Below are 19,511 nucleotides of genomic sequence, written 5' to 3' on the forward strand. Positions count from 1 at the left end.
AATTAAAATGCTATTAGATAATATTTTAGAACACAACTATCGTTTTGTTGAGGATAAAGAGTACAAGCTTTACGAAACCGATAGTGTACCAAACAAACATGCCGTTATTTTAACTTGTATGGATACAAGATTAACAGAACTTTTACCTAAGGCAATGAACTTTAAAAACGGTGATGTAAAAATATTAAAAACAGCTGGAGCTATTATAAAAAATCCGTATGGTAGTGTGATGCGCAGTATTCTTGTTGCTGTACACGCCCTTCAGGCAGATGAGGTATATGTGGTAGGTCACCATCATTGTGGTATGAGCAACCTCGATACTAATGATTTGCTTGAGCGAATGAAAATTAACGGGATCAGTGCGGATGCGATTAACAACCTCGATCTGGACGTTAGGGAATGGTTTAAAGGCTTTGATAAAATTGAAGACTCTGTTAAAAGTTCTGTTGAACTCATTGAAAACCACCCGCTTTTACCTGATGATGTACCTGTTCATGGTCTTGTGATTGATCCCTCAACAGGCAAGCTTGATCTTGTCGTAAATGGGTATCAATCATAAGAATAAGAAAACATAAGGTTTATTGTAATTTAAAGTATCGTATTTTTTGAAATGTGGCGGAGTAACATTTACTCCACCACATTTGTTTTTTTATACTCCCTTGGAGCATGTAATCATAGCAATGCTCGCCTTATTTTGCCAGCTGGTATATCGTTTCAATCACACGCTCCGTAGCATCCTGACGTTGATATTCAACCATTTTTTGTTTTATCTCAGTTTCTGAATCGACTAATTGTTTGACAGCTTGGAGAAAGCTAGTTTCATTTAAATCCTCTTCAAATAACACTTGTGCATATCCCTGCTTTTTAAAGGCTTCAGCATTTAGAATTTGGTCTCCTCGACTTGCTTGACGCGATAATGGAATCAAGAGCATTGGCTTTTGTAAAGCTAAAAATTCAAAAATAGCATTTGCTCCTGCTCTCGAAATCACAATATCCGTAGCAGCTAATAAGTCAGGTAATTCCTGATTGACATACTCAAATTGCTGATAACCAAACCGATTAATGGAATGATCAACGTTATCTTTGCCGCAAATATGAATGATATGGTGAGTTTCAAGCAACTGATCGAGCTGTGCCCGAACTGCTTCATTTATACGCTGAGCTCCAGCGCTCCCACCCATAATCATGATAACAGGTTTACCCTCGGTTAAATTTGCAAACCTCAGTCCACGTTTATAATCACCTTTAAAAAGCTCAGATCGAACAACAGCACCAATCCAGCTAGCCTTATCTTCAGGTAGATACTTCAATGTCTCCGGAAAAGTCGCCAATATTTTTTTGGCAAATGGCATCGCTAGCTTATTCGCTAACCCTGGTGTAATGTCTGATTCATGAATGACAGCAGGCACCCGTTTAAAACGAGCAGCTATTAATACCGGCACAGAAACAAAGCCACCTTTAGAAAATATCACTTGTGGCTTAGTTCGTCGTAAAATACCTAAGGTTTGTCTAATCCCATTTAAGACCTTAAAAGGGTCTTTAAAGTTTTCAATTGACATATACCGGCGTAATTTCCCTGTTGAAATGGGGTGGTAGTTCACCCCTTCAACCTGCTCAATTAATTCTCGTTCAATTCCATTTTTTGATCCAATATAATCAATTTTCCAGCCATCCTGTTGAAGGATTGGAATGATCGCTAAATTTACCATAACGTGCCCAGCTGTTCCACCACCAGTTAAAACAATTTGTTTTTTCTTCATTTATGTCATACCTCTTTCAAATTCTTCTTAGTTATTCCATCCCAATTTTAGCATATTAATTGAAAGAAGTAGAGACTATGATTGAAAAGACTGTGCAACTCGAACTAGGTCATCCTTTGTAATGAACTTAGCTGGATCATCCTTGCCGATTACGCTTGAGCGAAATTCAAGTTTATAAGATAGCCCCTCTTTTTGCCAAACTAAAGTCTTGGCAAAATCATTATCTAAATAATGCGCAGTCACATTCTGTTCCAGTTTAATCTCTTCTCCCTCAAATGGCCATTGATCAGAACCTTCAACAACTTGGTAAGTTAATAGATCATTATCTCTTGAATAAAAACTAATATCGAGCGCTTCCTTAGTTGTTCCTTCAATGGTGTATGGGTCTGAAATAATAAATTCAACAGGGATGGGCACAAATTGAGGTACTTCTGGTTCAAAGTTAACCAATGATAAAGCCTGTTCAACCTCTGATTGCTGATAGCTATAATATCCATCTGGAATTGCTTCTTCACTCTGACAGCCAACCAAGAGGAAAAGACTGAAAATAAATCCAATTATCCACTTCTTAACAAGCATCATGACCCTCCCCGTCTTATTTTAACAAAAAATCCCACTATAAACTAGACGTCTGGTTATTAAAAATTGTTACATAATTTCCAAGCATTCATACATAAAGTGAAAGTTCGTTCAGTGGGGGATCAACGCATAGGATGTGCTCGTACAGACGTTGCGACACGACGTCACGAACTTAGTCAGCTTCCTCTCTCCCCCACCGAACGTTAGTTGAACCAATCGGGCCGTTACTGGCTGTTGGATCTCCCACTTTGACATGACATGTTCCCTTATTTCTTGAGTGGGAGGCTTACAAAAGCCCTTCGATGGGGCGAGTAATCGCAGCCCCAGCCAGTTACACTGCGATAAATACTTATTATTCTTAATGGATAGGTTTAATCTTAAAACAAACTGAGCGAGGTCTGACAGTCTATGTAACGCAACATATACTCTTAAATCTGTAAGTTAGTAGTTAGCCTAACGATCAATTGTCCGATCGTATCCACAAAATTGAGCAAAGCGAAAAGCAGGTAAGTCTAAGTTTACCTGCTTTTCGAATCTTTTTCTGAACTACTTTGCTATTTTTGATTTCCCATTTAAAAAATCTTATATTAACCATGTCCTTCGCTCTGTTATGTTTTTTTGAAGCTTTAAACCATTCGCCTGCTTTTCCCATCTTATTAGAATAAGATTAGCAGCCTGATCCTAAGCTATATTCTGAAATATCAACTTGATCTTGGTAATCTGACAAAACAGAAGCGGTTATCTCGAAGCAAAATATTAAAGAGATGGAGCCAAACATGTGCACTAAGGATTTTTCTTATTTTTTCTCGTGAAAGTTCCTGGTACGTATTACTTTACGGGTTCAGCTAATGAAGAGTAAGGGTTTATATGTCCCATCAGCCTAGATTTGATATAGTCGAGAAAGCATTACTAAATGGCGCTAAAGTGCTTAAAAGAATAAGTAAATGTAGCTTGATACAATGAAGTGAAGCTGTTGATTACCTAAGGCTTTGTTCGTTTTATTCTTCTGTAACATTCCTTACTGATAATATATCAGTCACTTCTTTATTAATGCATATCTGGAAAGCCTTGCTGCTTAAGGACATCATAAACAATAATCGCAGCTGTATTCGAAAGATTTAGGGAGCGTACTTTATCATTTGCAGCCATATGAATTCTTAGACAATGGTCCTCTTTGCCAACCAACAATTCTTTTGGAATGCCATTGGTCTCTCTGCCAAATACAAAAAACCATTCTTGCTCATGGTCGCTAAAATCATAATCCGTATAATATTTTTTGCCAAAGTTCTCAATATAGTAGAACTTTCCATTCGGGTAAGTTTGATAAAGTTCTTCAATTGAATCATAATAGCGAATGTTTACATCATGCCAGTAATCTAACCCTGATCGTCTTAACATTTTATCGTCAGTAGAAAAACCTAGCGGATGAATTAAATGTAATGTTGCATTTGTCGCCAAGCAAGTTCGAGCAATATTACCTGTATTTGCTGGGATTTCTGGTTGATATAGGACGACATTAATACTCAATTTATTCACCTCGTTCTCTAATTAACACGTGCTTATTATAGCACATCTGTTCCAATCCGAAAAAATTTATATACACAGTTAGGTGTCCAAGCCATTGAATCTTGATAATCCCAATAGCGTCGTCGACTATTGTTGGTATGGGCATTAACCAAGGGCATATTGTCTTGGTCTTTTGCAACTACAATTGTGTTGTGATCAAAGCGACCATCCCCTTGAAAATCATAGCAAATGACATCTCCTGGATGAAGCTTTTCTGGAGCATCGACTTCAAAGCCACGTAATCCTTTTGTTGACCCGCTTAAATACCAGCGAAGTGAATGGGCAACTGACCAACTAAAACTCCAGTTGTTTTCTTGATACCACCAGCCTGTCGATCGATTTGGATAGCCACGCATTGGCGCACCACCTGCTCTTAAACACTGGGAAACAAAATTTGTACAGTCATTATCCTCAAAAAAATGGTAAGCAGGATTAGCATCGTTCCACCACCGTTCAGCATACTGAACAGCTGCCCGCCGATCATAATCAAACCGGATTGCCTCAGGAACTGGTGTTAATTCGATTGCTGGGTTCGTACGTATTTCTTGGTCTAGTTCGGCTGGAGCAAGCTCTTGGTGTGTGTGAATTTCGTTGTCAGAAAAGATCACTTGATGGTCTCGAACCTGCTCCTCTAAATAAAAGTCTGCTTCCTGTTTAATTAAAAAAACTACCCGTAGCTTGTAATCCATACGAACTTCTTGATCTGGTAAAAGTCTTTGACTATAAATCTGTCCAGTACCTGTCAACCGCGCTACCGTTCGACCACGGTTTTCATGCAGCATCCTCACTTTGTTAACCCAGTTTTCAGCTCGGTTTTCCAATAGTTGACGCCACAAACGATTAAGCATAGCCTGAAAGCTCATATCCGATCACTCCTTTTACAGACACTGTATGAAGGAGTTGACGTTTGCATGTCTAAAATTTATTGAAGCTCAAAGGCAAGGCCCTTCTCCATTTCAATAAGCACATCTGGATCCGTCTCTTTCGATTTAGCTATTCTGATTGCTTCATAACTATCTGCTCGACCAATTTTACCAATTGCCCAAGCAGCAGTCCCACGAATGACGGGGCGGGGATCTTCATTCATTAAACGAATTAATTCATCAACCGCTTCTTCCTCTTTGTAATGAGCTAAGGCGATGATCGCATTACGCTGAATTGGATTTTTCCCACGCCAAGAGCCGGCCATCCTGCCAAACTTTTCTTTAAATTGACGATTTGATAAAGAAAGTAATGGTAATAATTCTGGCTTAACCAAATCCGGGTCAGGCTCTAATTCCGGGTGCAAATGCGTATCAATATGTTTATTTTTTGGACAAACAAGTTGGCAGGTATCAAAGCCATAGAGTTGGTTTCCTATTTTTTCTCGATAATCATCTGGCATAAAGCCTTTAGTTTGTGTGACAAAGGCAATACATTGCTGAGCATTCAAACGACCTGGGGCTACTAATGCTCCAGTTGGACATGAATCAAGACATATCGTGCAATCACCACAGCTATCATCAACTGGCTGGTCTGAAGGAAATGGGATATTGGTGATCATTTCACCAAGGTAAACGTATGATCCAAATTCAGGTGTGATTATAAAACAGTTTTTTCCGCTAAAACCGATTCCCGCTCGTTCTGCAACAGCACGATCAGAAAGCTCACCTGTATCAACCATTGAGCGCCATCTAAAACCTGGAACTCTTGCGGCAATATAAGCACTTAACTGTTCAAGGCGCTCATTCAATACGATGTGATAGTCCATCCCCCATGAGGCCCGACAGAAATTCCCTCTACGCTTTCCTCTTTTATTCTTTGGTTTGTCTTTCATGCGAGAAGGATATGCAATAGCGATAGCAATGATCGATTCAGCATCCTCTAAGTGTAGTTTAGGTTCAGTTCGCTCTGCAATGGTTCCTTTTTCAAATCCGGATTGATAGCCAGACTCTTGCTGTAGCTCGAGACGTGCCTTCATCTCAGCAAACGGATTAGCAGAGGTAAAGCCAATCTTATCGATTCCAATCGAATGAGCATATTCAATAATATCTTGTTTAAGCTGTTCGTTAGCCATGCTACCGCCTCATTCCTTATAAGAATATTTGCCCACACACATATAAAAAACGCAACACTTCGTTGTCATTTCAACGAAATACTGCGTTAATAACAAAAATAATTCCAAACACTCAAAACAATTAGACAAAATTCGATGTTTATTATTATATCAGCATCTTAAGCCTGTTGCAATACCCTAATACCAAATAACTATTTTTCTCAAAAATTGTTTAACCAATAGAATGTAGGGAATAGTAACACACAAGAAAGCATTCACAGGCTAAAAGGACCCATCTAAGCAAACGTGTTAGATCCTCTGTCAATGATGTGAATGAAAATATCACTAAAGAAGTAAACAGTCCGTTTATCATGAAACTCGTTTGGACTATGGATCAAAGTTTTAGTTTTTCGTAAACAATACAAAAAGGAGTGTAACAATGATTTGGACAATTATTGGTATATTGATTTTAGCTTGGTTGTTGGGCTTTTTGTTTGAATTTGCGGGTGGTTTAATTCACATTTTACTCGTGATTGCCTTAATTGTTTTCATAGTCAATCTCATTACCGGAAGAAAAAGGGATGTCTAACAGGTTTGAAAAATCTAACCTGAATCAGTTTATAAACCGCCTTTAATGAGAATGAATATAGCAGGAAGCGTCGTCCTAAATGGGGCTTTGAGGCATAGCTAAGAATGAAGGAACTAGTTAGAGCCTTTAACATTATATGAGGAGAGTTAGGATTATGAAGGAAACAGATGAATCCATTGATATGCTTAATGAAATATATCAAGCTGCCACCATGGGAGTTCAAGGGTCCGAACTTCTGATTAATAAGACAGAGGATAGTCGAATGTCAGATAAACTACATGAGTATAGTTCCCGTTACAATGAAGTAAAAAAGGAAGCGGCTGAATTATTAGCAGAACAAGGTGAAGTTCCTCGTGATGCTTCCGAAATGAAGAAAGCTAGCTTGTGGATGGGAGTAGAAATGAATACATTATTAGACAAATCCTCGTCACATATCGCAGAAATGCTTATAGAGGGAAGTACAAAGGGAATTATTCAAAGTATTAAACATAAAAATAACCATAAACAAGTAGACATGCACTGTTATGCCCTTGAAAATAAACTTCTCTCACTCCAACAAGAGCAAATTGATGACATGAAGAAATTTCTGCTTTAACTAACTTCATTCAGCAGAATGCAAATATGTATTCCATTAAGTGGGCGTACTAACCCCGGCTGAACGTTAGTGGAACCAATCGGGCCATTACTGGCTGACGGTGGATCCACATATTTTCAGCAGAAATTTATCGAGGAAGCCCAATAGAACCTGAGCACAAATACGCCAAGGCGCATTGGATTTCTTCGTTCAAAAATTACTGCCTAGATTAGGATCCTCCCTAACCTATAAGGGCTAAAACTGAAAGTTATTGATTTGAAATCATTGGGGAATCACCTACACTATTAATACCATTATGATAAATGAAAAAGTCAGTAGAATGGACAAATTTCTCTATTTCTACTGGCTCTTTCAGTGGACTCACGCTTACGAATGAGGGGTTATTATTTATTTAATATCAGCTTGGAGACTTTCTAATAGCTACTTACTTATTGCCAAAGGTTTAGTGCTTCTAACCATGTCCGGGCCATCAGATAATCACCAGCACTGTTGGTATGGACACCATCTATCGTAAGTGGATAAGGGGATGATGTCGCTAAATAGCTAAGAAAAGCTTGATGTGTGGGCACAATCGTTAACTCGTATTCTTTAGCTAATTTATTGATAATCTCAACATAAGGCTTTAATTTTTGATTACCTTCTGCTTGAATATCCTCTTCAATAATGGTCGGCTCCATCAGTACAATTCTTGCCCCTGTCTTCGCCTTAGTCTGATCAATCAATTGACGATATAATCTTTCAAACTGATCTGGATAAACTTGCTCCATTTGTGGATTATCTAGTTGCCGCCATACATCATTAATACCAACTGAAATCGATAGCAAATCAGGCTGATGTGCAATCACATCCTCTTGCCAACGTTCGACTAAATCGGTCACACGATTACCACCAATCCCACGATTTATAATAATCGGAAATTGCTCAGGCTTGGTAATCGCAAGATGGTCCCTAATCAGACGTACATAGTTATCGCCAATCCCTTCATCATCTTCAAAACGGCCCCATTCCGTAATACTATCTCCTATAAACAAATACCGTTCTCTTACCATCGTGTCTCTCCTCCATTACACCAATCAAGAAATCGTTTTCTTTACTATTATGCCACAGAAAAATAGAGATTGTAAATATCTAGTTGAGACACTCTACCAATTGAGACTATACACTATAAAAGATCGCTTTATTCTTCCCCGTTCGTTTTGCTTCATATAACGCTTGGTCAGCTTTGATCACAATATCTTGAAGCCTCCTTGTTGGCGTCTCAGGCATGACGACACCAATACTAACACTTACTGTCGTCTGTTTATTTTTAATTGACCAAGGCATTTGGATAGCTTGTTCAATTCGGTTAACAACGTTTAGAAGATGTGATTTGTGCTGTAATTCAGGAAGAAGAATGATAAATTCGTCTCCCCCCAATCGTGCCACTGTATCCATTTCTCTGACACTATGCTTCAAGCGTTTACCTAATTCAACGATAACTAAATCCCCAGCCTCGTGGCCATTTTGATCATTAATCCCCTTAAAGTTATCAAGGTCAAGCATAATTACACCGAAAGGATTTTTCTTCCTTTCATACATCGTGATAACCTGCTCTAATCGAGCATTAAATAGACGTCGATTTGCTAGACCGGTTAACGGATCATGATAAGCTAACCGACGAAGCTCCTCCTCATAGCTTTTTCGTTCCTCTATATCACGCGCTACCACGATTGTATGTTTAAATGAACCATCCTCAGTAAATACCGGTTCTAATTGAAGCTCAAACCAACGCACATTATGCTTTATATCCTGAAATTTCGCTTCATATTTTTGAAGGCATCGGTGTTCTAAGGCAACGTGTAAGCACTCGATTAATGGTTGACGAAACTCTGGAATAACGAGATCAAATAAAGTGATACGAGTTAAATTGTCTAAATCATAGCCCAATACCTTGTGATGAGAGGGGGAAACATAGACAAGTTCACCTTGTTGATTTAAAAGCTGAATTAAATCTGATGAGTGCTCAGCAATTAACCGAAATCTTTCCTCACTTGCTAACAAGGCTTTTTTGGCAAAGCGTTCTGTTGTCATATCTTTAAAAATGGCATAAACGCCCTGCACTTCTTGCTCCATAATCATTGGAATAAACTTAACTTGAAGGCTAATTTGATAATGATCACCATTACAAAGCGAAGTATTAATCACTGTCGGTTTGCCAGAGAGTGTCTGTTGAAGAGTGGTAAGGACATCCTCTCTATCTTCTGGTCGTATTAAATCAAACACATTATAATTGCGCTCCGATTGACTAACTAAACTGATTAGCTGTCGACAGGCTTTGTTCATTTTTATTAGTCTGCCTTTTCCATTCATATAAGCAATGGCGTCTGTATTCTCATCAAACAATGACTTATAGCGTTTCCGACTAAGCTGAAGGCGTTTATTACTAATAAAAGTTTGCTGCTCTGCTTTTTTAATCGCTGTAATATCTCTCGTAACGGCCACAATCATTGTCACTTTCCCTTCCTCAATGATAGGCGTTAACGTTGTTTCACTCACTCTATAGCTATTTATATTATAGTAGGTATCTTCATAGGTACTCGGTTTTTTACTGATGGCTGTTTCCTGATACTGTTTAACGACGGTAGCCACTTTATCTTTTGCTAGAACTTCCCTTAGTTCACAACCAATCAGTTCATTTGACATACCTAGTTGCTCCCTAGCTTTCTTATTGATCAATAGGTAAAAAAATTGATTAGCATCTGCGCTGACACGCATGACAAAAACCATTTCTTGGATGCCATCAATGATGTTCTGGTTCATGATCTCCATGCGCCCCATTCCTTTCAGGCTATGATAGTTATCATTATAGCATTCTAAACTATTCCTACGAAATTATATGTAACAATGAACAAAATAATCAGTGAATCGGATGCAACTCCTTCACTGATTATTCTATCACCATAATATAAGCAATCGTATCTAATTAGAACGGAGATGGGATTGTTATTCCAACATGGGAAAAGGTAAGCGAACATGAACAGTCTCTTCCCCGATTAGAAAATGCATGTTAAAGTGTGCCATAACAAGCTAGCATGACTAAATGGATTTTCAAAACAGTCAAAAGTCCCAATTTAGCAAACAGTTCATATGGTGCTCAGGATCGTGGAATTTCTCACTTTGTGATTTTGATCAAACTTGATCTAGCCAATTCGCTTAAGCTAATCGATACTAATTAAGATGCTTTTCATTTCTTTTGCTAAAGACATGAAAGATCACTTTGACTACTTCCATAATAAGAACAGCTCCTAATGCTAATGCTGTGGCAATGATCCAGTGACGAAAGCCGAAATCATCAGGAATAGCAAAGACAAGCCGCAAGCCTGGCAGAACTGTAAGTAAATACAAACCAAAACATAAACCCACAGCCCCTAGCACATACTTGTTCGTTGTCAAACCAATCGCCAGAATCGTCTGCTTATTCGAGCGGGCTGCAAATGTTTGAAGTGTTCTTGATAGAATCAAGGTTGTGAAGGCCATGGCAACACCTACTTCTGTTGAATATTGCAACCCAATCAAATGTGCTATGATAACGGCAATCCCAATAATTGATCCTCTCGAAATGACTGAACGTAATGTTTCTCCAGCAAATATTCCCTCATCAATAGAACGTGGCGCCCTTTTCATCACATCGGGTTCAGATTGCTCCATTCCTAATGCAATTGCAGGCAAGGAATCATTAACTAAGTTGATAAAAAGTAGCTGTAATGCGGTAAAAGGATTCGGTAAGCCGACGAAAACAGCAAACAAAATGGCCAAAATAGCCCCTAAGTTTCCTGAAAATAAATAGGCAATCGCTTTTTTTATGTTATCAAATACCGTTCTTCCGACTTCAACTGCTTTGACAATTGAAACAAAATTGTCATCAGTCAAGATCATGGCAGAAGCATCCTTACTGACATCTGTGCCACTCCCCATTGCGATGCCAATATCCGCTTGCTTAAGGGCAGGGGCATCATTAACTCCATCACCCGTCATCGCAGAAATTTGATTTTTCCTCTGCCATGCTTTAACAATCCGAATTTTATTTTCAGGGGACACACGGGCATAGACGGTAATATGTTCTAACTTTTGATCTAGTTCCGGTTCAGACATGTTATCTAACTCTTGGCCTGTTACAGCAAAGTCATCTACGGCCATTAAGCCAATATCTCGTCCAATGGCTTCAGCGGTTGTTTTATGATCTCCAGTGATCATGACTGTTCTTATGCCTGCTGATTTGGTCTCTTCAATCGCATGATAAACAGCTTCTCGCGGTGGATCAATCATCGCCATTAGTCCGATCAGAACAAGGTTATATTCATCATCAAAGCTGATCTGCTCCTTTGCTTGATCAAATTTTTTATAAGCAAAAGCAAGTACACGTAAAGCCTGAGCAGAAAATGCTTCATTCTGTTCACGAAGTTTTGCCATCCAGTGATCATCCAATGGCTGCTCCTTACCATTAATTAAAATCGATTTGGCCCGATCAAACATCACATCAGGTCCGCCTTTAGTTAGCATCATCCGTTCACCTTGAATATTGTGCAATGTGGACATTAGCTTTCGATCAGAGTCAAATGGTAGCTCATCGATTCGTTGATGCAATTCTCGTAATTGAATATAACTTTGCTGATGCTTTTCTGCAAAGTTAATCAAAGCTACTTCGGTCGGGTCACCAACCTCTGCTCCTTTGGCATTGATGTAACTATCATTACACAATACGGCTACATCGATTAATCGGCTTTCCGCCATCGACCATTTTTCAGGACCTTGATCAATCATTTGCTTACTCTGAGCAGGAATATAATAATCGGTCACCGTCATTTTATTCTGAGTTAGCGTCCCTGTCTTATCTGTACAAATGACACTCGTTGAACCTAACGTCTCAACAGCAGGAAGCTTACGAATGATGGCATGCTGCTTTGCCATCTTATTCGTCCCAACGGACAAAACAATTGTCACAATCGATTGCAAGGCCTCAGGTATGGCGGCTACAGCTACCGCAACAGCAAACATCAATGCCTCAAGTAACTCTGTTGCTAAATCGGGTGTTTGTTCCCAAAACCAAATTCGTGCTGCCTGAACAGCAAAAATCGCAATACATAGAAACAGAATCCAGATACCAAGCTTTTTACTAAAGGCATCCAGCTTGCGTTGTAACGGTGTTTGCTTCTGCTCAGCCGTATTCAGCATGTTAGCAATTTTTCCAATCTCAGTCTTAGCTCCAATCTCAGTTACGACAAATGTAGCCCGTCCGTTGGTAACAAGGGCGCTACTAAACACCATGTTCGTCCGATCACCAAGGGCAACATTCTCTGTGATAGCTGCATTCGTTTTATCTACTACCTGAGATTCACCTGTCAGCATCCCTTCATTCACCTGTAACGATCCGGACTCAATGATACGACCGTCGGCAGGGATGTAATCACCAGCTTCTAAGTAAACGATATCCCCTCGAACCAATTCTCTAGCTGGAATGGTATGCTTCTCACCAGCACGAATGACCTTAGCCTCTGGTGCAGACATTTGGCGTAAGGCTTCCAGCGAACCTTCAGCCTTTTTCGTCTGAATCACACTAATGATAGCATTGAGCATTAGCACCAATATAATAACAATGGCTTCAATATATTCCCCTAAGAGGAGCTGAACCAATACGGCGACCAACAAGACGATCACCATCGCATCCTTAAATGAATCTAGAAAAAGTTTCAAAATCGAATCCTTCTTACCTTCTTCTAGCTCATTAAAGCCTTCTGCTTGTTGACGCTTTTCAACTTCTGGATTGGACAGCCCTACCTTATTAGAAGCTAACGCTTTGAGGACAGCTTCTTTCTCCTGTCGATAATACTCCATCTCTCCACCATCTCCTGACTTTATCTTTAGTTATAACCATTCCAACGCTAATCCACTCATAAAGCTTATCAAAAAGGGGACCATTTTTTTCCTTTTTAAAACAACAAAAAAGACCCTTACCAATAAGCTTCCGAATAGAAGTCGGAAAATCATTGGTAAAGGTCTTGCTAACAACGGTTGTTGCCAGTAACGCCGGAGAAAATATATATCCCGTAATGACGACATCACTGTATAAGCTACTCCCCTTTATTGTCATTATTTTAAGTCCTAGCTTTACGAAAGTCAAGTTAAACTAAAGCTATACCAAAAAAAAATTAACGCAATTCTATTTATTTTTTGTGCTAAATCAGGTTATAATAAAGATATAAACAAATTTTATCAAAAAAAGGTGATTATAAATGACCAAGACAGGGATTACTAAGTTGCCAATTGCTGTTCCTGTTTCTAAAGCATTGGATATCATGCATAAACTTTCGGTTGTAAGCAGAAAAATCGGCCAATTAGATGAGCGATTCAAACATTCCGTCGTTAGCGAAGCATTAATACAACTTCTATCACTGAATGAATCCGTCGAATCTACTAGGATAGAAGGAACACAAGTAACATTTACCGATATGGTTGAAGAACAGCATGATAAGCATCCGAGATGGGAAGTTATTGAAGTAAATAACTATAGACATGCTCTTCTCAATGGTTACGAGCAAATTAAAAATGGGTACCCTCTGACATCACGTTTAATTAAACAGCTACACACATTTCTAATGGATGGGGCTAGGGGATCGATTCAAGCACCTGGTGAATATAGAAAAATTCAAAATTTCATCGGACCAACTAAAAAAATTGAGGATGCAACTTATATTCCTATTACAGCTGATTCTATCGAAGACTACATGCAAAATCTAGAATATTTTATTAATCATCATCCTTATGATAAAGCTTTATCCACAAATCATTTAGACCCAGAAGATTATATTTTTGATGAATATAGTGATGCTTTAGTTAAAACAGCAATTATGCATGCTCAATTTGAATCTATTCATCCTTTTTTAGATGGAAACGGTCGTCTTGGCAGAATTATGATTGTACTAAATCTTGTCCAATCTGGTCTAATTAGCCAACCTATCTTTTTTGTTAGTGAAGAATTAGAAAAGGAACGGGCTTATTATTATAGCTTATTAAATGGCGTTAGAGGAGATAACCCGGATTGGGGAAGTTGGATTCTGTTTTTTCTTAATGCCAGCGAACGTATGGCTGATCAAATCAACCGTAAGTTAGAAGCAGTAGAAAAACTAGCAAGAAGTGGATTAGCCAAATGCTCGACTCATTCTGAAAAAGCAGTTTGGATCTACACCTTTACCGATCCGTTTACAACCGTTCGGAAAACATCTGAAATAACTCAGTTATCCCCTAATACTGTGCGTAGAGCGTTAAATAATTTAGTAGAGAACCAATTACTATTTACTGATCATGATGTCGTAAGGAATAAAAAGTATCGAAATTATGATCTAATGCGTATACTACGCGACTAAAAAGCGACGGCAACTGCCGTCGCTTTTGGTTAAGAAGGATAAAGTGAAACTTCGTTCAGTGGGGGTTTCGACGCATAGGATGTACTCGTGCAGATGTTGCGACACGACGTCTCGAACTTAGACAGCTTCCACTTTCCCCCACTGAACGTTAGTTGAACTAATCGGCTGTTACTGGCTGTTGGATCTCCCACTTAGACATGACGTTCCCTTACTGCTTGAAGTGGGAGTCTTACAAAAGCCCTTGCGAGTTATCGCAGCCCCAGCCAGTTACACTGCGATAAAGATTTTATCAATAGCTTAGAACTTGCCAACGTCTAATTAGCTAAAGAAAACAGTGGTAAGCTAGCTACAAACAGATCAGCACTTTTTTTGTAGAAATTAGCATTGAATTAAAAAAGCCTGCTTCTATTTCTACAGATCAATCCTTCTGCTTTAGTCTCCATCTAAGCAATCATGCTTGGACATCAATGGTTTGTCCTAAATAAGGGTGTACGGATTTCTCCAGCATTTCGATTAAACCATCACTTTGCATCTCAACTTGGTCCATTGTTTTTCCCATCACACTTAATGAAACTTGTTGTTGAACATTCGCCTGACTCATTGCCATTGATAAACGGGCAATATCCATCTCTTGTTCACCTCACTTGTTGTTTTGACCTGTTATGTTTAGTCTATCATAAACAAAGATGGTAGACGAGGGTAAAAATGTCATTAGTATTCACAGCTCACTTTTCTAAAGATAATGCAAATAAAGTCGATATTACTGGTATAATTGAAGTATATTTTTCTAAAAAAATGCAAGGAGGAAAAGAATGAACGCTTTAGATGAAAAAAATCTAACCCAAATTTCAAATATAGTAGATACTTTAATAGAAGCAACTGAACATTTAAGCCAACTTGTTAAAGCAAAAGAGCTAACACAAAGTATTTATATCTTTAGCTCTATGGTTGATGGCGTTACAGCCATTTGTCAATCATTACCGGAACAGTATGCTGACGACAAACAAGCGATAGAAAAAATTATTTTACTAATGGCTCAAGAGATTGAACAAAACCAGTTTCTAAAAGTATCGGAAATGATTCAATTTACCTTAATGCCTCGACTAAGAGGATTAAAGAAACAAATCAATCAAAATCATTCTAACAATCAACAAACCATTTCTATTGGGGTATTTTTAAATCACATTAGCCCACGTAAGGCTTACTCAAAAGATAGAATTAAAGCATTAGTTGACGAAGCAAATCAACAAGAAACGGAACTTTTTTTCTTCTCCTCAGAAAACGTTGATTTTGATCAGGAAGTGATAAATGGGGAGTATTACATAGATGGGACATGGCAAACTAAAGCCTTTCCTTATCCTAGTGTGATCATTAATATTGGGATGTCATCCCGATTAAATCAATCACATACAGAAAGAAAGCTTCGACGGCTCATTCCATTTACTAGCTTTGGCCTAGAAAATAAATTCTACTTACCTAAGCGAATTTTAGAAAATAAGAAATTTGCTGACTTACTCGTTTTCTTCAAGGTTATTCAAAATGAAGATACTATCTTTGATTTCTTTAACGAATATAACCAAGCTGTTATTAAACCTATCGTGGGTAGACAGGGGCAGCGCATCTATTTCGTTGAGAAGCAAGAAGACTCTTTCATTTTAAAGGATCATACTAAATCAGAAAAACTTGATCGAGGACAATTTAGTAGTTGGATTAAGCAAAATATCCCAATGGACAAATATAGTTTTCTTATTCAACGTTATGTCAATGCACGGACTAAAGACAATGAACCTTATGATATCAGAGCTCATGTTCAAAAAAATGCCGATGGTAAATGGCAGATAACCAAAATATACCCACGAATTGGTAACAAAAAAAGTATTTTAAGTAATATTAGTCGTGGTGGAAGAACGCTTGATCTTGATGCTTTTTTAGTTGAAGAATTTGGTTCACAAAAGGGGAAGGCGCATGCGGCTAAATTAAAGGAACTATCTCTTAATCTAACCCACCATCTTGATAAAATTTATGGTTTCGCTCTTGACGAGCTTGGACTAGATTTAGCTATTGACCAAAACCAAAGCTACTGGATACATGAGGTGAACAATGGACCACAGTCCACTTACCATGAAAAAGAACGAGCAGTAAATTCGATCGGTTACGCAAAGTATATTGCTGCTAACGGCATCTACATCACAAATCAATCCCAACGCCAGAAATATTTTGCAGGTCAGTTTAATGCTAGAAGTTCCCAGTTAGAGATCGCTAATTTAACTGACCGCACAACAGTTGGTATGCTGGTTGCAAAGGAGGAAATGAACGAGCTAGCTATTGCTTGTGCTTATGTAGCTAACTTTGAGCAAGTTAATTTCTTTTGCTTTGGACCGGAAGATATAGATTTTGACGAAATGCAGATTAGAGGACACTTTTATCAAGATAATGAATGGGTAGCTAAAATTGTCGAGTACCCAGATGTTGTTTACGATCGTCTACGCTTAAGAGGAGTAAAAAAATATAACGTCATCTACGAAGAATTTGAAGAAATTCCTGTAACTAACGAGTTTTTTGGTAATTCGATAAATAAATTAGAAGTCTATAACAAATTGAATGACGCAGGAGTGATCAATCAGCATATTATTCCTTACCAACAGGTCCAGAAAACTCGAGATGTATTTCACTATCTAAATAAATATGGTGCCGTTATCCTTAAGCCAGAGGTTGGTTCTTTTGCTAGAGGTGTACATTTAATAGAAAAACAGACAACCGATCAGTATCTTTTAGTTGAAGGAGAAAATCAAGAACAATATAATGAATTTGCTTTATCTAACTATTTAAGAACCCTGTTGAAAAAAGGCAGTTTCATTGTTCAGAAATATATATCAACACGGACAAAAGAAGGCAATCCTTTCGATATTCGTGTCCATTTAATGAAGGATGGTAGCGGAAATTGGTCGTTTGTTAAAAGGTATCCTAGAATTGGCTTTAATTATGCTACGATTTCAGCAATGTCAAATGGTGGATATATTGGAACTCTAGATGGTTTTATTAAGCGAAACTTTTCAATTAAACCCGATTTGTTATTAGACCAAATAGATGAATTATCATTAATTGTAGCTAAAATGTTTGAAAGTTTTTATAGCCATGATTTTAACGAATTAGCATTGGACATTGCAATTGATTCCGAATCAAATCTCTATCTAATTGAAGTCAACACGAACAAGCCAGGAATAGTTTACATCGAATTTGAAGTAGCTCGTTTGGTTATTCCGTACTGTATTTTCCTTGCTCAAACTGCTGATAAAAATAGTGTGGTGGAACATTAGGTAAGATAAAAATAAAGAAGCGGACTTTTACTCAGCAATCTCAAACGGATTCAATCAAATTTACGTTAATATTTAGTAAGCCTGTCGACAATCACAAAGATGCATGTCGACAGGCTATTAAATTAATTAAGATAAGTAATTGTAGGAATTGACTCAGCACCACTAGCATAATAGAAGTTTAGCACGCTAAAAAAATCTATTGATTGATTAGTATTAAAATCATACACAATAATATGGTCGCCCCAGTTTGCAAGGTCATCCTCATCTAAAAATCTTGGAGTAGTTTTGCCAATTGTGTCGACAAATGAGTTTTCGTATTGGGTTGGCGGACCTGACCGAAAATAAGATTCAAAATGCGTAAATAATGTCCCTGTATCTAAATATATTAGAATGGCACTGTCTGAACTAGCGTAGCTTGCTTGATATCTTACTGGTGCAGAAATACTCTTAATTTTGACTTCTGAAACCCTATGCATTCGGCGATTATAGTTACCATCCCAATTAATTTGAACGTTACGCCTCCATTCTAAGTGTTCGTTATTTTCATTTAGATTAGCAATATAGGAACCATTCGAATAGATTTCCCCATTTTCATAGCGCAATACAAGATATTGTAAGGAAGTAGATGATGATAAAATCCCAACTGCTCCTTCCGGATTGGTAGCATTCATTCTAATTGTATATGAACTTCCTACTTCACCTTGTGAAAATACACGTAATGCCCAATCACCTTCAGGAAGTGAGCTGTGAGCAATAGTTTGGCCAGTTCCTCCACCTAGGGTAGTTGGATAAGCAGATCCAGAACTCCAATCGACTTGATAGAGCTGAACAAGATAATCACTATTTTCCGAATCTATTTGAAATACTATACTTCTATCACTATCAACTGTAAAAAACCACCAATCATCTGGATTCGATTCTGTTAACGAACTGCTGTTTATAAATCGATCTGAATCAGTTAGATAAGAGCCGCTTGTTTTAATATCATTATCCTTTACTGCAATGTCTTGTTGTTTATTTACTTCTAATTCAGTATCATTAAAGCTTGCGTCGATCTCTTCGTTACTGGCTTCAAATTTAAACTGCTTTAAGTCAACATTTTTTCCAATCGGTTCAATAATGGACTCCTGAGCCAATAGAGTATCCGTTGCAAATATACTAGACAAAATGAATATTACTACTAATATGAAAATACCTTTCATCTTACCAATACGCATAGTCTCACCTCTCTTATTTTAATTTATGTCAATCAAGGGTGTGTTTGTTCTTTCAATGCTGTCTATTTTAGCCTCCTATCTATCAAGCTCCTTTCTATAAAAAAGTGATAATAACATCTAAAGAATAACACAAATAATACGAAAAATATGTCAAAATTAGTATAATGGAATTTTTTTCAATATTTAAAAGTCTATGTCTCTTAATAAGTATTAGGGAGAATTTAAGCAACAGCCTTTGCTAAGCAAATTATGAAGTAGCTATACATTCAATCCGTTTACTAACAAGAATCTAAACATTATTGATATTAACTTGTTGATGGATTGAATTTCCGCTTCGTATTTGTATATGAAACAATAGAAGAAACAAAAACAAAAGTCAGAAAATCCATTAGTATAGATATTCCTAAGGATGAGACATACAAGTGGAGAAACTCACTTAAGAAGGGAATGGGT

General features: G+C 37.8%; 15 protein-coding genes. 5 read left to right on the forward strand and 10 right to left on the reverse strand.

All coding sequences use genetic code 11. The features are described 5' to 3' along the window. Positions 1–7: 7 nt before the first annotated feature. The gene (locus tag ASE01S_RS07865; protein WP_067840725.1) at positions 8–559 is read left to right on the forward strand and encodes a beta-class carbonic anhydrase; all 552 of its coding nucleotides are present in this window, start codon (positions 8–10) and stop codon (positions 557–559) included. Between the two features lie 130 nt (positions 560–689). Here ASE01S_RS07865 and murG read toward each other — a convergent pair whose 3' ends face one another. From murG to queG, 5 genes are all read right to left on the reverse strand, one after another. After that, the gene (murG, locus tag ASE01S_RS07870; protein WP_067840727.1) at positions 690–1,760 is read right to left on the reverse strand and encodes an undecaprenyldiphospho-muramoylpentapeptide beta-N-acetylglucosaminyltransferase; all 1,071 of its coding nucleotides are present in this window, start codon (positions 1,758–1,760) and stop codon (positions 690–692) included. Positions 1,761–1,835: 75 nt separating this feature from the next. After that, on the reverse strand, positions 1,836–2,339 hold the full coding sequence (locus ASE01S_RS07875; RefSeq protein WP_067840730.1) for a hypothetical protein: 504 nt from the start codon (positions 2,337–2,339) through the stop codon (positions 1,836–1,838). 1,047 nt (positions 2,340–3,386) lie between these two features. Further along, a complete protein-coding gene (locus ASE01S_RS07880) occupies positions 3,387–3,866 on the reverse strand; it encodes a tRNA (cytidine(34)-2'-O)-methyltransferase (protein ID WP_067840732.1) in 480 nt (159 codons plus the stop codon). 35 nt (positions 3,867–3,901) lie between these two features. Next, on the reverse strand, positions 3,902–4,768 hold the full coding sequence (locus ASE01S_RS07885) for an amidase domain-containing protein (RefSeq protein ID WP_067840735.1): 867 nt from the start codon (positions 4,766–4,768) through the stop codon (positions 3,902–3,904). 59 nt (positions 4,769–4,827) lie between these two features. Next, a complete protein-coding gene (queG, locus tag ASE01S_RS07890) occupies positions 4,828–5,961 on the reverse strand; it encodes a tRNA epoxyqueuosine(34) reductase QueG (RefSeq protein WP_067840737.1) in 1,134 nt (377 codons plus the stop codon). Between the two features lie 418 nt (positions 5,962–6,379). Here queG and ASE01S_RS15770 point away from each other — a divergent pair, with 418 nt between their 5' ends. Continuing rightward, a complete protein-coding gene (locus tag ASE01S_RS15770) occupies positions 6,380–6,529 on the forward strand; it encodes a lmo0937 family membrane protein (RefSeq protein WP_157065172.1) in 150 nt (49 codons plus the stop codon). Between the two features lie 154 nt (positions 6,530–6,683). Beyond that, complete coding sequence (locus ASE01S_RS07895) at positions 6,684–7,124, forward strand: hypothetical protein (RefSeq protein WP_067840740.1); 441 nt, start codon at positions 6,684–6,686, stop codon at positions 7,122–7,124. A 428-nt stretch (positions 7,125–7,552) separates the two neighbouring features. On the opposite strand, the gene ASE01S_RS07900 is transcribed toward ASE01S_RS07895, so the two are convergent. The 3 genes from ASE01S_RS07900 to ASE01S_RS07910 form a co-directional block, all read right to left on the reverse strand. Next, on the reverse strand, positions 7,553–8,173 hold the full coding sequence (locus ASE01S_RS07900; RefSeq protein ID WP_067840742.1) for an SGNH/GDSL hydrolase family protein: 621 nt from the start codon (positions 8,171–8,173) through the stop codon (positions 7,553–7,555). Positions 8,174–8,279: 106 nt separating this feature from the next. Continuing rightward, positions 8,280–9,932, reverse strand: coding sequence for a sensor domain-containing protein (locus ASE01S_RS07905; RefSeq protein ID WP_067840744.1), 1,653 nt, complete (start codon positions 9,930–9,932; stop codon positions 8,280–8,282). A gap of 399 nt (positions 9,933–10,331) precedes the next feature. Further along, a complete protein-coding gene (locus ASE01S_RS07910; RefSeq protein ID WP_067840746.1) occupies positions 10,332–12,995 on the reverse strand; it encodes a cation-translocating P-type ATPase in 2,664 nt (887 codons plus the stop codon). Between the two features lie 398 nt (positions 12,996–13,393). Between ASE01S_RS07910 and ASE01S_RS07915 the strand changes: the two genes are divergently transcribed. Then, positions 13,394–14,524, forward strand: coding sequence for a Fic family protein (locus tag ASE01S_RS07915; RefSeq protein ID WP_067840749.1), 1,131 nt, complete (start codon positions 13,394–13,396; stop codon positions 14,522–14,524). A 451-nt stretch (positions 14,525–14,975) separates the two neighbouring features. Here the strand turns inward: ASE01S_RS07915 and ASE01S_RS15525 are convergent, their stop codons facing one another. Further along, the gene (locus tag ASE01S_RS15525; RefSeq protein WP_083512056.1) at positions 14,976–15,152 is read right to left on the reverse strand and encodes a YjfB family protein; all 177 of its coding nucleotides are present in this window, start codon (positions 15,150–15,152) and stop codon (positions 14,976–14,978) included. Between the two features lie 184 nt (positions 15,153–15,336). Here ASE01S_RS15525 and ASE01S_RS07920 point away from each other — a divergent pair, with 184 nt between their 5' ends. Beyond that, complete coding sequence (locus tag ASE01S_RS07920; RefSeq protein WP_067840752.1) at positions 15,337–17,841, forward strand: YheC/YheD family protein; 2,505 nt, start codon at positions 15,337–15,339, stop codon at positions 17,839–17,841. A 122-nt stretch (positions 17,842–17,963) separates the two neighbouring features. On the opposite strand, the gene ASE01S_RS07925 is transcribed toward ASE01S_RS07920, so the two are convergent. Then, the gene (locus tag ASE01S_RS07925; RefSeq protein WP_245630337.1) at positions 17,964–19,058 is read right to left on the reverse strand and encodes a hypothetical protein; all 1,095 of its coding nucleotides are present in this window, start codon (positions 19,056–19,058) and stop codon (positions 17,964–17,966) included. Positions 19,059–19,511 lie beyond the last annotated feature (453 nt).

It is taken from the genome of Amphibacillus sediminis NBRC 103570, assembly GCF_001552275.1.
GTDB lineage: Bacteria > Bacillota > Bacilli > Bacillales > Amphibacillaceae > Amphibacillus_B > Amphibacillus_B sediminis.

Coding starts and splice junctions, on each gene's coding strand:
- ASE01S_RS07920 (WP_067840752.1), top strand. CDS start 15,337: ATGAACGCTTTAGATGAAAAAAATCTAACCCAAATTTCAAATATAGTA.
- ASE01S_RS07915 (WP_067840749.1), top strand. CDS start 13,394: ATGACCAAGACAGGGATTACTAAGTTGCCAATTGCTGTTCCTGTTTCT.
- ASE01S_RS07875 (WP_067840730.1), bottom strand. CDS start 2,339: ATGCTTGTTAAGAAGTGGATAATTGGATTTATTTTCAGTCTTTTCCTC.
- ASE01S_RS07885 (WP_067840735.1), bottom strand. CDS start 4,768: ATGAGCTTTCAGGCTATGCTTAATCGTTTGTGGCGTCAACTATTGGAA.
- ASE01S_RS07925 (WP_245630337.1), bottom strand. CDS start 19,058: ATGCGTATTGGTAAGATGAAAGGTATTTTCATATTAGTAGTAATATTC.
- ASE01S_RS07895 (WP_067840740.1), top strand. CDS start 6,684: ATGAAGGAAACAGATGAATCCATTGATATGCTTAATGAAATATATCAA.
- murG (WP_067840727.1), bottom strand. CDS start 1,760: ATGAAGAAAAAACAAATTGTTTTAACTGGTGGTGGAACAGCTGGGCAC.
- ASE01S_RS07905 (WP_067840744.1), bottom strand. CDS start 9,932: ATGGAGATCATGAACCAGAACATCATTGATGGCATCCAAGAAATGGTT.
- queG (WP_067840737.1), bottom strand. CDS start 5,961: ATGGCTAACGAACAGCTTAAACAAGATATTATTGAATATGCTCATTCG.
- ASE01S_RS07900 (WP_067840742.1), bottom strand. CDS start 8,173: ATGGTAAGAGAACGGTATTTGTTTATAGGAGATAGTATTACGGAATGG.
- ASE01S_RS15770 (WP_157065172.1), top strand. CDS start 6,380: ATGATTTGGACAATTATTGGTATATTGATTTTAGCTTGGTTGTTGGGC.
- ASE01S_RS07910 (WP_067840746.1), bottom strand. CDS start 12,995: ATGGAGTATTATCGACAGGAGAAAGAAGCTGTCCTCAAAGCGTTAGCT.
- ASE01S_RS07865 (WP_067840725.1), top strand. CDS start 8: ATGCTATTAGATAATATTTTAGAACACAACTATCGTTTTGTTGAGGAT.
- ASE01S_RS15525 (WP_083512056.1), bottom strand. CDS start 15,152: ATGGATATTGCCCGTTTATCAATGGCAATGAGTCAGGCGAATGTTCAA.